Source organism: Pseudomonas multiresinivorans (genome assembly GCF_012971725.1).
In the GTDB taxonomy this organism is placed as follows: Bacteria; Pseudomonadota; Gammaproteobacteria; order Pseudomonadales; family Pseudomonadaceae; genus Pseudomonas; species Pseudomonas multiresinivorans.
This window is the reverse complement of record NZ_CP048833.1, coordinates 4,786,984-4,799,063: the sequence shown is the minus strand read 5'-3', so window position 1 is coordinate 4,799,063 and position 12,080 is coordinate 4,786,984. Positions and strand designations below refer to the sequence as shown.

Annotated in this window: 14 protein-coding genes; 5 read left to right on the top strand and 9 right to left on the bottom strand. The window is 66.2% G+C overall.

The annotated features are described in order from the left end of the window. Positions 1–4 precede the first annotated feature (4 nt). From G4G71_RS21815 to G4G71_RS21800, 4 genes are all read left to right on the top strand, one after another. Positions 5–475, top strand: a complete 471-nt coding sequence (locus G4G71_RS21815; protein ID WP_024766459.1) for a hypothetical protein — start codon at positions 5–7, stop codon at positions 473–475. A gap of 64 nt (positions 476–539) precedes the next feature. Further along, the gene (locus G4G71_RS21810; RefSeq protein ID WP_169940084.1) at positions 540–986 is read left to right on the top strand and encodes an HIT family protein; all 447 of its coding nucleotides are present in this window, start codon (positions 540–542) and stop codon (positions 984–986) included. 3 nt (positions 987–989) lie between these two features. Continuing rightward, positions 990–1,763 carry a class II glutamine amidotransferase gene (locus tag G4G71_RS21805; RefSeq protein ID WP_169940082.1) on the top strand — a complete coding sequence of 258 codons (774 nt, stop codon included), beginning with the start codon at positions 990–992 and terminating at the stop codon, positions 1,761–1,763. Between the two features lie 90 nt (positions 1,764–1,853). Beyond that, the gene (locus G4G71_RS21800) at positions 1,854–2,378 is read left to right on the top strand and encodes a DUF2937 family protein (RefSeq protein ID WP_169940080.1); all 525 of its coding nucleotides are present in this window, start codon (positions 1,854–1,856) and stop codon (positions 2,376–2,378) included. Between the two features lie 105 nt (positions 2,379–2,483). Here the strand turns inward: G4G71_RS21800 and G4G71_RS21795 are convergent, their stop codons facing one another. The 4 genes from G4G71_RS21795 to G4G71_RS21780 form a co-directional block, all read right to left on the bottom strand. Further along, positions 2,484–2,750 (bottom strand): DUF2790 domain-containing protein, encoded by a 267-nt coding sequence (locus G4G71_RS21795; RefSeq protein WP_024766463.1) that lies wholly within the window; start codon positions 2,748–2,750, stop codon positions 2,484–2,486. 259 nt (positions 2,751–3,009) lie between these two features. Then, positions 3,010–3,240 carry a cbb3-type cytochrome c oxidase subunit 3 gene (locus tag G4G71_RS21790; protein ID WP_169940078.1) on the bottom strand — a complete coding sequence of 77 codons (231 nt, stop codon included), beginning with the start codon at positions 3,238–3,240 and terminating at the stop codon, positions 3,010–3,012. 1 nt (position 3,241) lies between these two features. Beyond that, a complete protein-coding gene (gene ccoN / locus G4G71_RS21785) occupies positions 3,242–4,669 on the bottom strand; it encodes a cytochrome-c oxidase, cbb3-type subunit I (RefSeq protein ID WP_169940076.1) in 1,428 nt (475 codons plus the stop codon). Positions 4,670–4,818: 149 nt separating this feature from the next. Beyond that, positions 4,819–5,253, bottom strand: a complete 435-nt coding sequence (locus G4G71_RS21780) for an NUDIX hydrolase (protein WP_054907211.1) — start codon at positions 5,251–5,253, stop codon at positions 4,819–4,821. 120 nt (positions 5,254–5,373) lie between these two features. Here G4G71_RS21780 and rluB point away from each other — a divergent pair, with 120 nt between their 5' ends. After that, positions 5,374–6,831: a 23S rRNA pseudouridine(2605) synthase RluB gene (gene rluB / locus G4G71_RS21775; protein ID WP_169940074.1), complete on the top strand. Its 1,458-nt coding sequence runs from the start codon at positions 5,374–5,376 to the stop codon at positions 6,829–6,831. A 166-nt stretch (positions 6,832–6,997) separates the two neighbouring features. Here the strand turns inward: rluB and G4G71_RS21770 are convergent, their stop codons facing one another. The 5 genes from G4G71_RS21770 to G4G71_RS21750 form a co-directional block, all read right to left on the bottom strand. Next, complete coding sequence (locus tag G4G71_RS21770; protein ID WP_054907333.1) at positions 6,998–7,924, bottom strand: GGDEF domain-containing protein; 927 nt, start codon at positions 7,922–7,924, stop codon at positions 6,998–7,000. A gap of 267 nt (positions 7,925–8,191) precedes the next feature. Further along, positions 8,192–8,935, bottom strand: a complete 744-nt coding sequence (locus tag G4G71_RS21765; protein ID WP_169940072.1) for a YciK family oxidoreductase — start codon at positions 8,933–8,935, stop codon at positions 8,192–8,194. A 53-nt stretch (positions 8,936–8,988) separates the two neighbouring features. Then, on the bottom strand, positions 8,989–9,666 hold the full coding sequence (gene mupP / locus G4G71_RS21760; protein WP_169940070.1) for an N-acetylmuramic acid 6-phosphate phosphatase MupP: 678 nt from the start codon (positions 9,664–9,666) through the stop codon (positions 8,989–8,991). Then, positions 9,663–10,361: a bifunctional 2-polyprenyl-6-hydroxyphenol methylase/3-demethylubiquinol 3-O-methyltransferase UbiG gene (gene ubiG, locus G4G71_RS21755; protein ID WP_169940068.1), complete on the bottom strand. Its 699-nt coding sequence runs from the start codon at positions 10,359–10,361 to the stop codon at positions 9,663–9,665. Before ubiG ends, mupP begins: the two co-directional genes overlap by 4 nt. A gap of 332 nt (positions 10,362–10,693) precedes the next feature. Continuing rightward, positions 10,694–12,022: a TRZ/ATZ family hydrolase gene (locus G4G71_RS21750; protein WP_169940066.1), complete on the bottom strand. Its 1,329-nt coding sequence runs from the start codon at positions 12,020–12,022 to the stop codon at positions 10,694–10,696. Positions 12,023–12,080: the final 58 nt, after the last annotated feature.

Here is a 12,080-nt window from a genome sequence, read left to right as displayed (position 1 = left end):
GCGCATGAACGAACACGATTACACGCTTGCCTGGGGCGCCTATATCGCCGCCGGCCTTGGCCTGACCCTGGTCTGGTTCCTGATGACCGGCTGGATGTGGCGCTGGCTGCGCGAGCCGCTGCGGGTGATCGTCATCGTCCTGCTGTTCACCCCGACACCGGTGGACCCGGCGAACAACCTGTACGCCCCGGCTATCGCGATCACCGCGCTGGACGTGGTGTTCAAGGTTGGCAACAACGCCTGGCGCGCCGTCTCCGACCTTGCCCTGGTGCTGCTGGCGGCATTCGGCGTGTACCTGTTGTTCGTGCTCATCCGCTGGCCGCTGGAGCGCTCGCTGAAGAAGCGTCGCCAGGAGAAGGTCGACGAAGACGAGCCGACCCTGCGCCAGCTGATGCAACCGCAGCTGATGCCCGACGTTGACAGCCGCACCGACGATCACGGCGAGCGCCGCATGCGGATCGAACCGCGCCTGTAGTCCGGCCTTGCGTACTGCCCCGCACGCGTCCAGCATGAACTGAACGGCCTTTCGAGGAGTTCCCATGGACTGCGTGTTCTGCGCCATCGCGGCCGGTCGCGTGCCGGCCCGTACCCTCTACGAAGACGACCATTTCATTGTGCTGCTGGACATCTATCCGCTGCGCCCCGCGCACCTGCTGCTGGTGGCCCGTGAGCACGCGACCTTCCTGCACCAGCTCTCCGAGGCTGCGCAGCAGGACCTGATCCCGTTGGCTGAACGCATGGAGCGGGTGCTGCGTCGCGCCGGCTACGGGCGGGTCGGCATCAACCTGCTGGTCAACGACGGCCCCGCGGCCAACCAGCACGTGGCACATTTTCATCTGCACCTTATCCCGCGTGAGTTGAACGACCTGCCAGCTCTCCTGCTGCGCGCGCTGACGCGATTCCTGCCACTGGGGCGGAAAAGGATGCAGAATCGCCTGGAACGCGAGCTGCATCAGCTGCGCGAGGCACTGATGGAGGAGAACTGATTCATGTGCGAGTTGCTCGGCATGAGCGCCAACGTCCCGACGGACATCGTCTTCAGCTTCACCGGGCTGATGCAGCGCGGCGGCGGCACCGGCCCGCACCGTGACGGCTGGGGCATCGCCTTTTATGAAGGGCGCGGTGTACGGCTGTTCCAGGACCCGTCCGCCAGCGTCGACTCGGAAGTCGCGCGGCTGGTGCAGCGCTACCCGATCAAGAGCGAAGCGGTGATCGGCCACATCCGCCAGGCCAACGTCGGCAAAGTCTGCCTGGCCAACACCCATCCGTTCGTGCGCGAGATGGGCGGCCGCTACTGGAGCTTCGCCCACAACGGCCAGCTAGCCGACTTCCATCCCGAACCCGGTCTCTACCGCGCGGTGGGCGACACCGACAGCGAAGCGGCCTTCTGCGACCTGCTCAACCGGGTGCGGCGTGCCTTTCCCGAGCCCGTACCGGTGGAAGTGCTGCTGCCCACGCTGGTGACTGCCTGCGCGTCCTATCGCGAGAAGGGGGTGTTCAACTGCCTGCTCAGCGACGGCGACTGGCTGTTCACCTTCTGCTCCACCAAGCTGGCGTGGATCACTCGCCGTGCGCCCTTCGGGCCGGCGCGCCTGAAGGACGCCGATGTCACCGTGGACTTCCAGTCGGAAACCACGCCCAACGACGTGGTCACGGTGATCGCCACCGAGCCGCTGACCGACAATGAAAACTGGACCCTGATGCAGGGTGGCGAGTGGATGCTCTGGTGGCGTGGCGAGATCGTCACCCAGGGGCGCATCTGAGCGGGACGTGAAGCATTCCCGGAACGTAGACGCGGCAAGCGGGAGAATCCCGCGTCGCCTTGCACATCATAAGAACGAAAGGGGGAAAGAATGCTGCGCAGCTACGTACGTATGGTGCTGTTCGCACTGGGGCTGATGGTCGCGGTCCAGATTCCGGGTTTCATCAAGGACTACGCGCAACGCGTCGATGCCCACCGCATCGAGGCAACGCAGGCGCTGCAAGGCTTCAAGGACACCTCGGGGCAGTTCTTCAAGGGCGACCTGAGCGCCCTGGTGGCGCATTACCGCGGCAGCGCCGACCCGGTATTCCAGCGCGACGCCGACAACATCGAGCGGTTGATGCGTCGCGCCCAGTTGTTCGACAACGAGTGGCAGGCGTTGCAGGGCACCTGGTACCAGCGCGCACTGCACATGCTCACCGCGCCGAATCATGAACTGCTGCAGGAAACCTACGAGAACTACCGCTACCAGGTGATGCTGGAACCCGAGGCAATTGGCTGGGCACTGGCCGGAGGTCTGTTGCTGGCATGGGTTGCCGAGGTACTGATGGCCTCGGTGGCGGCGCTGGTCGGCCTGGGGGACAACCGTCGCGCCTCGCGGCGGCACTGGAACTGATCGACATCACCTGGCGGCGGGCCAATCATCAGGATCGCCCCCCGACCGCCACCACTGGCTCGCGGGGTTTGGCCAAGACGGCCGGAGGGCGATGCTAGGTAAGGCTCAGCCCTGGCTGGTGCTGCCGCCCCATTCGAGGAAGCGGACCTTGTGGGTCTGGCCTTCGTGATCCTGGTAGACCATGTACGCCGGCACGATGCCGACCTTGCCGGAGTTGTCGGTGCGGTGCAGGACCTTGTCGACGTCCAGGGACATGCCGTAGTGGTATTCGGTGACCGGCAGGTCGGCGCCGGGGTTCTTGATTGCGTCCTGGGCAAAAGCCATCGGGGCGAGGCTGGAGATGACAGCCGACACGACAGAGGCAAGCTTCATTCTTTATTTCCTCGGTGAAGGACCCGGTCAGGGATCCTTGAGTGGGATGGAAAGCCCCACCGGGGAGCGCTGGCATCGATGATGTCTGTCCTGGGGTCCAGACAGGACAGGGGACGATGCTGCAGGCGTCCATCAGGTGGCGGGGCACGGAAGTGATATTCCGCCTCCGCACGCCCGCCGGGAAATTGATGTGCTTGCTAATGAAAATTGATGGAGGTGATGTGGCGCTCTGTCGCAGGTCTGCCCGTCGACTGGCACGCTAGGGCTGCCAGTCGCGCCAGTGCTCGCAGTCGCCCCGGCACTGGCCGGGGCAGGCGCAGCCGGTGCGGCTGCGCCCGGTGGCTTTTTCCATGCGCCGGGCCACTTCCTCGTCATCGGCGAAGGGCAGCATGCTGGCCTCCTCGATGCCGCGTTCGCGGTGTGCCCGCAGGCTCCAGCCGACGCCGAAATACAGCGCCAGCAGGCCGACCAGCCCCAGCCATAGTGTCATCTCAGACCATCCGCTCGGCGACGCGCATCGCCTCGGGGCGCGCCTGGCGCACGGTGACCCAGGTATTCCAGGCCATCAGCAGCATGCCGCTGAGGAACATCAGCCCGCCGGTCATGCGCACCACGAAACCGGGGTGGCTGGCCTGCAACGCTTCGACGAAGGAGTAGGTGAGTGTGCCGTCGGCGTTGACCGCCCGCCACATCAGCCCCTGAGTGATGCCGTTGACCCACATCGAGGCGATGTAGAGCACGGTGCCGATGGTGGCCAGCCAGAAGTGCGCGTTGATCAAGCCAATGCTGTGCATCTGTTCACGACCGAAGACCTTGGGGATCAGGTGATAGAGCGAGCCGATGGAAATCATCGCCACCCAGCCCAGCGCTCCGGCATGGACGTGGCCGATGGTCCAGTCAGTGTAGTGAGACAGGGCATTGACGGTCTTGATCGCCATCATGGGGCCCTCGAAGGTCGACATGCCGTAGAACGCCAGCGAGACCACGAGGAAGCGCAGGATCGGGTCGGTGCGCAACTTATGCCAGGCGCCGGAGAGGGTCATCATGCCGTTGATCATCCCGCCCCAGCTGGGCGCCAGGAGGATCAGCGACATCACCATGCCCAGGCTCTGCGCCCAGTCGGGCAGGGCGGTGTAGTGCAGGTGGTGCGGGCCGGCCCAGATATAGAGCGTGATCAGCGCCCAGAAGTGGACGATGGACAGCCGGTAGGAATACACCGGGCGCCCGGCCTGCTTGGGCACGAAGTAGTACATCATCCCGAGGAAGCCGGTGGTGAGGAAAAAGCCCACCGCGTTGTGCCCGTACCACCACTGCACCATGGCGTCGGTGGCGCCGGAGTAGACCGGGTAGGACTTGAACCAGTCCACCGGAATGGCCAGGTGGTTGACGATGTGCAGCATCGCCGTGACCAGGATGAAGGCGGCGAAGAACCAGTTGCCCACATAGATGTGCGGCGTCTTGCGCTTCATCAGCGTGCCGAAGAACACCACTGCGTAGGCGACCCAGACGATGGCCATCCACACGGCGCCGGTGAATTCGATCTCGGCGTATTCCTTGGTGGTGGTGTAGCCCAGCGGCAGGCTGATCATCATCACCACGATCAGCGCCTGCCAACCCCAGAAGGTGAAGGCCGCGAGGCTGTCGGAAAACAGCCGCGTCTGGCAGGTGCGTTGCACCGTGTAGTAGCTGGTGGCGAATAGCGCGCAACCGCCGAAGGCGAAGATCACCAGGCTGGTGTGCAGCGGGCGCAGGCGCCCGAAACTGGTCCACGGCAGGTCCAGGTTCAGTTGCGGCCAGACCAGTTGGGAGGCGATCAGTACCCCCATGGCCATGCCGACGACGCCCCAGACCACCGTCATGATGGCGAATTGGCGAACCACCTTGTAGTTGTACGCCTGCTCCGTGCTTCTCGTGTTCATGCTGGATTCCCGCTTGTGACAGAACGTCCGGGCCACCCCTGGAGGAAAACCAGGGCGCTCCGGTGAGCGGGCAATCTAGGAAAATGCGGGCGGGGGAAACAGATTCAGATGAGCCGCTCAAATGCGTATCAGCGGCCCGGCGCGCGGATTCAGGCGATGTCCATGCGCCCTGCGAGGAAATGCCGCAGGCGTTCCTGCAGGTAACCCACCGCCTGTTCCTCGGCGAGGTATTCGCTGACGCGCATCAGCCGCCAGTACTGGCCTTCATCGCCGAAACGGATGGCCTCGAACTCGTTCTGTTGCAGCCGCGCCACCAGGAACCAGGCCCAGGGCGCGGGGCCGTGCGTAGCAGGGTAGCGGCGCTGCCATTCGATGCGTTGCTCGCCCAGGCGTAGGCCAAACTCTTCCTCCAACTCGCGCAGCGCGCATTGCGCCGGGTTCTCGTCGCCTTCGCGGCCGCCGCCGGGAAAGTCCCAGCAGCCGGGGTAGGGAATTCCCGGCTTGTCGTCGCGCTTGTAGACCACCAGTTGGCCCGCATGGAACAGTGCCAGCTTGGCCCCGGTGAAGTCGTCTTCGTGCTGCATGGCTTCATTCCCCTGTAAGTCGACTAGTCTTTCCCGACTGCGGGCGGTGCTTTGCCGCGCACAAGCGCGTATGATGCGCGACCTTTTTCTTCGTTGCACGACACACCGGGAGGTGCCGAGATGAACGACCAGCACGAAAACACCGAACTGACCCCCGCTCCGGAAGGCGAGAAGCTGCAGAAGGTCCTGGCCCGCATGGGCGTGGGCTCGCGCCGCGACGTCGAGGCCTGGATCGAGGAAGGCCGGGTCAAGGTCAATGGCGCCGTCGCCACCCTTGGCCAGCGCGTGGGCGACCGCGATGCCATCGCCGTCGATGACCGCCTGCTCAAGCGCGAGAAGATCGAAGAGCATGTGCGCCGCGTCCTGATCTACAACAAGCCCGAGGGCGAAGTCTGCACCCGCGACGATCCGGAAGGCCGTCCGACCGTGTTCGACCGCCTGCCGCGCCTGCGCAGCGGCCGCTGGATCAACGTCGGCCGCCTGGACATCAACACTACCGGCCTGCTGATGTTCACCACCGACGGCGAACTAGCCAACCGCCTGATGCACCCGTCCTACGAGATGGACCGCGAGTACGCCGTACGCGTGCGTGGCGAAGTCGACGAAGAGATGATCGAACGCCTGAAAGCCGGCGTGATGCTCGAAGACGGCCCCGCCAAGTTCAGCGACATCCAGGAAGCGCCGGGCGGCGAAGGCTTCAACCACTGGTACCACGTGGTGGTGATGGAAGGCCGTAACCGCGAAGTTCGCCGCCTGTGGGAATCCCAGGGCGTGATCGTCAGCCGCCTGAAGCGCGTACGCTTCGGACCGGTGTTCCTGACCTCCGAACTGACCATGGGCCGCTACCGCGAAATGGGCCAGCGCGAGCTGGACATCCTCAGCGAGGAAGTCGGCCTGACCCCGGTCGCCCTGCCGGCCGTTTCCACCAAGACCAAGGAAAAGGTCGAGCGCCAGGAGCGCAAGCTCGGCAAGAAGCTCGCCCCTAGCGAGCGTCCGGGCCGTGGCTCGCGCACTCGCACCGAGCGCGCCGAAGGCGAGCGTCCGCAGCGTGCTCCGCGCCCGGCGGCTGGCGAGCGCCCGGCTCGTGCTTCGCGTGATGGCGACGAGCGTCCGGCGCGCGCACCGCGCGACATCGCTGACCGCCCGGCCCGCGCTCCGCGTGATGCCGGTGATCGTCCGGCCCGTGGCCCGCGCAGCGATTCCGCTGACAGCCGTGCCCCGCGCAAGCCGCGTGACGCCGGTGGTGATCGTCCCGCTCGCGCTCCGCGTGATGCCGGTGACCGCCCGGCCCGTGGCCCGCGTAGCGATTCGGCCGACAGCCGTGCCCCGCGCAAGCCGCGTGATGCCGGTGGTGATCGTCCTGCTCGCGCACCGCGCGACGGTGCTGATCGTCCGGCCCGTGGCCCGCGTAGCGATGCCGGTGAGAACCGTGCGCCGCGCAAGGCTCCCAGCGACCGTCCGGCGCGTGAAAAAGGCGCCCCGCTGGCCGAGCGTCCCGGCAAGCCGGTGCGCAAGCCGATCGCCAAGCGCCGTCCGCAGGCTGCCGGTGACGGCATGCGTCCGGGCTTCAAGCGCTAAGCGTCAGCGGTAAATGGAAAAGGGCTCCTCGGAGCCCTTTTTCTTGCCTGCGATTTACCGGAAGTCTTCTGTAGGAGCGAGCTTGCTCGCGAACCCGCTTGACGCCAGAACTGCCGGGAAATCCGTTCGCGAGCAAGCTCGCTCCGACAGGGGGGCTCTCGCTGGGTCAGCTGGCGCAGGCCAGGCGGTTGCGGCCGTCGCGCTTGGCTTCGTAAAGCGCGCTGTCGGCGCGGCGCAACAGATCATCCACCGACTCGCCGCCATTGAGGGTGGCGCAGCCCAGGCTGATGGACAGCGGCAAGCGCTTGCCGCCGGCGGCCAGGTTCAGCTCCTCCACGGCAGCGCGCAGCCGTTCGCCCACCTGCGCGGCGGCGACGCCGGGGGTGTTGGACAGCAGCACGAGGAATTCCTCGCCGCCGAAGCGGAACACCATGTCGACATTGCGCAGGCTGTTCTTCAGCGCCGTTGCCACGGCGCGCAAGGCGTCGTCGCCGACGCTGTGGCCGTGCTCGTCATTGATCTGCTTGAAGTGGTCCAGGTCGAGCATGAGGATCGACAGTGGCAGCAGGTGGCGCCGGGCTACCTCGACCTCGCGCCCCAGGGTCTGGTCCATGGCAATGCGGTTGCCGGTGCCGGTCAGCGCGTCGCGGAGCGCCGATTGCACAGCGGCGCGGTAGAGCAGGGCGTTGCGCAGGGGATAGAGCAGGCAGGCCATCAGCGATTCCAACTGTGCCAGCTCGGCCTCGGAGAAGCGCCGGGCACGACGGAAGCTGATCTCGCCGAGGTACTCGCTGGCGTGGGTCAGGCGGTAGTCGGCGCTGTGCCGGGCTGCTTCGCCGAACTCCAGGCGCAGGTCGGCGCCGGCGTGGTAGTACGCCAGGTAGGCCACGGGCAGCATCTGCTGGATCTCGCGGAAGAACACCGCGAGGATGCGGTCAGCCTCCAGGCTCACCTGCAATTGCAGGTTCAGCTGCTGGCGCAGTTCCAGCAGCTCCAGCGGACGCCGCGAGGGTGTGCGGATGTCCTGGCTGGCCGCGCGCTGGAGCTTGGCAGCATCGAAATCGATGGTATTGGAGTGCTTGGGAGGAACCATGGCGGCGACCATTTTTACGGCGTTTGCAGGGACAGAGCGATTTCCGTGCCAGGGCGCGGAAAGGCCTGAAAAGACGCCGTATTGACCGACCGGTGGTGGTCAGGGTTCCCCGCTGGGGAAAGGTTTCGCCAGAAGTCTGGCGAAATAGTGGCACTTTGCCGGAGGGGAGAGCGGAGCGGAGCCAGAAAAATGGCGGGAGGCGGCGTGGTTGCTGGGCTGCAGGCCGACGCCGCTGGTACGCCAGTACCGATTTCTCAGGGCCGGACCTCAGTCCTGGGCGTTGAAGGCCTGGCCGTTCACGCCCTTGCTGTCCGGACCCATCAGGTACAGGTAGACCGGCATGATCTCTTCCGGCGCCGGGTTGTTGTAAGCGTTCTCGCCTGGGTAGGCGTGAGCGCGCATCGCGGTGCGGGTGGCGCCCGGGTTGACGCTGTTGGCGCGCACGCTGGTGATGTCCTCGCACTCGTCCGCCAGCACCTGCATCAGGCCCTCGGTGGCGAACTTCGACACCGCGTAGGCGCCCCAGTAGGCGCGGCCCTTGCGGCCGACGCTGCTGGAGGTGAAGACCACCGAGGCATCCTCGGAGAGCTTGAGCAGCGGCAGCAGGGTGTGGGTGAGGCTGAACATGGCGTTGACGTTCACCTGCATGACGCGGGTGAAGTTGTCGGTGGAAATCTGCTCGATGGGCGAGCGCAGGCCGAGGATCGAGGCGTTGTGCAGCAGGCCGTCGAGCTTGCCGAACTCCTTCTCGATCATGGCCGCCAACTCGTCGTACTGGTGCGGCAGGGTGGTTTCCAGGTTCAGCGGGATCACCACCGGTTCCGGGTGGCCGGCGGCAACGATCAGGTCATAGACCTCGTTGAGGTAGTCCTCGGTCTTGCCCAGCAGCAGCACGGTGGCACCGTGGGCGGCGAAGGCGAGCGAGGCGGCCCGGCCGATGCCGCGGCCAGCGCCGGTCACGAGGATCACGCGGCCCTTGAGCAGGTCGGGGCGGGCGGAATAGTCGAACATGGTTTCTCCTTGGCGGAGCCCGTCAGCGCACTGACGGGCTCGCGAGGTTCGGTTCAGCAGGAGCAGAGGGCGCGGTCGAGAACCGCCAGCAGGTCGCGGGGATGGTCGACGATGACGTCGGCGCCCCAGTGCGCGGGGTTGTCGTCCGGGTGGATGTAGCCGTAGCGCACGGCTGCGGTCTTGGTCCCGGCGGCGCGGCCGGACTCGATATCGCGCAGGTCGTCGCCGATGAACAGCACTTCGGAGGGATCGATCTTCAGCTGGCTGCAGGCCAGCAGGAGCATTTCCGGGTCCGGCTTGCTGTTCTTCACATGGTCCGGGCAGACCAGCACCGCAGAGCGCTCGGCCAGGCCCAGCTGTTCCATGATCGGCGCGGCGAAGCGCACCGGCTTGTTGGTCACCACACCCCAGATCAGGCGCGAGCGCTCGATGCTCTCCAGCAGTTCCGCCATGCCCTCGTACGGACGGGTGAACACGGCGCAATGCTCCTGGTAGCGGTCGAGGAATTCCTGGCGCAGGGTCTCGAAGCCAGGCGCTTCCGGGTCCATGTCGAAGGTCGCGGCGACCATGGCGCGGGCGCCACCGGACACCACGTCCTGGATGCGCTGGTCGTCGATCGGCGCGCGGCCATGGGCGACGAGCATCGCCTGGCACACGGCGACGAAGTCCGGCGCGGTGTCCAGCAGGGTGCCGTCCATGTCGAAGAGAACCGCTCTGAGCATGCGATTCACTCCTCCCGCAGGGTCTGGATCATGTAGTTGACGTCGACATCGTTGGCCAGCTTGTAGTGCTTGGTCAGCGGGTTGTAGGTCAGGCCGATGATGTCCTTGACTGCAAGGCCAGCGTCGCGCGACCAGGCGCCCAGCTCGGAGGGGCGGATGAACTTCTTGAAGTCGTGGGTGCCGCGTGGCAGCAGGCGCATCACGTATTCCGCGCCGACGATGGCGAACAGGTAGGCCTTCGGGTTGCGGTTGATGGTGGAGAAGAACACCTGGCCGCCGGGCTTGACCATCTTGTGGCAGGCGCGGATCACCGAGGCCGGGTCGGGCACGTGTTCGAGCATTTCCAGGCAGGTCACCACGTCGAACTTCTCCGGCATTTCCTCGGCCAGTTCTTCGGCGGTGATGCGGCGGTATTCCACCGGCACGCCGGACTCCAGCTGGTGCAGCTGGGCGACTGCCAGGGGCGCTTCGCCCATGTCGATGCCGGTGACGGTAGCGCCGCGCTGGGCCATGGCTTCGCTGAGGATGCCGCCGCCGCAGCCGACGTCGAGCACTTTCTTGCCGGCGAGGCTGACGCGCTCGTCGATCCAGTTGACCCGCAGCGGGTTGATGTCGTGCAGGGGCTTGAACTCGCTTTCGCGGTCCCACCAGCGGTGGGCGAGGGCCTCGAATTTGGCGATCTCGGCGTGGTCGACGTTGCTCATGGGGTCCCTATTGATCAAAAAGCTGGAAACGAAGACTGACTATGATGCCAGCTTCGCGGAATGGATGGGGCGCGGCATGACAGATTGTCGCAGTGGCGCCTTGCTGGGCAGAGTCTTGCGCCGGGCGCTCGGCTTGCCGGGACCCGGAGATATCAGCGTTCAGGCTGTTCCCTCTCCCTGGCAGGGGGCTGGATCGGCGCGTGCTTTGATGCTGCAGCCTGCTTGATGCCATGGTGGCCGGGAGCGCAGAAACCTCTCCCTGCTCGAAAAGCTCCCTCTCCCTTCGGGGCGGGGGCGCAGCCAGGGCTGGGGAGAGGGGGCCTTCTCGTCAGCTATCGGACGCCAGCGATCTTGCGTCCCCACTCGCCTGCTACGGCGATCAGCCGCTCTTCGTCCAGGCGGGTGAGCTTGCCGTCTTCGAGCAGTTGCTTGCCGCCGACCCAGACGTGGCGCACGCAGTCGCGGCCGCTGGCGTAGATCAGCTGGGAAACCGGTTCGTACACCGGCTGCTGGGCCAGCCCGGAAAGGTCGAAGGCCGTGATATCGGCAGCCTTGCCCAACTCCAGGCTGCCGGTCTCCTGCTCCATGCCCAGCGCGCGGGCGCCGTTCAGGGTGGCCATGCGCAGGGCGCGGTGGGCGTCCAGTGCGGTGGCCTGGCCGGCCACGGCCTTGGCCAGCAAGGCGGCGGTGCGGGTTTCGCCGAGCAGGTCCAGGTCATTGTTACTGGCCGCGCCGTCGGTGCCGATGGCGACGTTGACGCCGGCCTGCCACAGTCGCTCCACCGGGCAGAAGCCGCTGGCGAGCTTGAGGTTGGATTCGGGGCAGTGCACCACCGAGCTGTTGGTCTCCACCAGCATGGCCAGGTCTTCGTCGTTCACCTGGGTCATGTGCACGGCCTGGAAGCGCGGGCCGAGCAGCCCCAGGCGATGCAGGCGGGCCAGCGGGCGCTCGCCGTGCTTCTCCAGCGCCTGCTGGACTTCGAAGGCAGTCTCATGGACGTGCATATGAATGCCGGCGTCCAGTTCCTCGGCGAGCATCAGGATGTTTTCCAGCTTGTCGTCGCTGACCGTGTAGGGCGCGTGCGGGCCGAAGGCGACCTTGATGCGCGGGTGATGCTTGAGATCGTCGCGCAGCGCCAGGCCCTGGCGGATGGCGTCGTCGGCGTCGCGGGCGCCGGGGACCGGGAAGTCCAGTACCGGCACGCTTATCTGCGCGCGAACCCCGGCCTTGTGCACCACCTCGCAGGCCACCTGCGGCAGGAAATACATGTCGGAGAAGCAGGTGATGCCGCCCTTGAGCTGCTCGGCGATGGCCAGTTCCGTGCCATCACGGACGAAGTCCTCGCTGACCCACTTGGCTTCCGCCGGCCAGATGTGTTCCTGCAGCCAGGTCATCAGCGCCAGGTCGTCCGCCAGGCCGCGGAACAGGCTCATCGCCGCATGGCCGTGGGCGTTGATCAGGCCGGGGGAGAGCAGCATGCCCGGCAGTTCGCGGGTTTCCGCCGCCGGATGGCGCAGCGCTTCGGCGCGCGGGGCGAGCAGGGCGATGCGACCGTCGCGGATGCCCAGGCCATGGTCACGCAGGACGATGCCGGCGGGTTCCACGGGGACGATCCAGGTGGGGAAGAGCAGCAGGTCGAGCGGGACTTTGGCGGTGGGCATGAAGCGCATCCTGGGCGCGTTGATAAAGGGCCGGAGTATAGCCGAGCACCACTGCCGC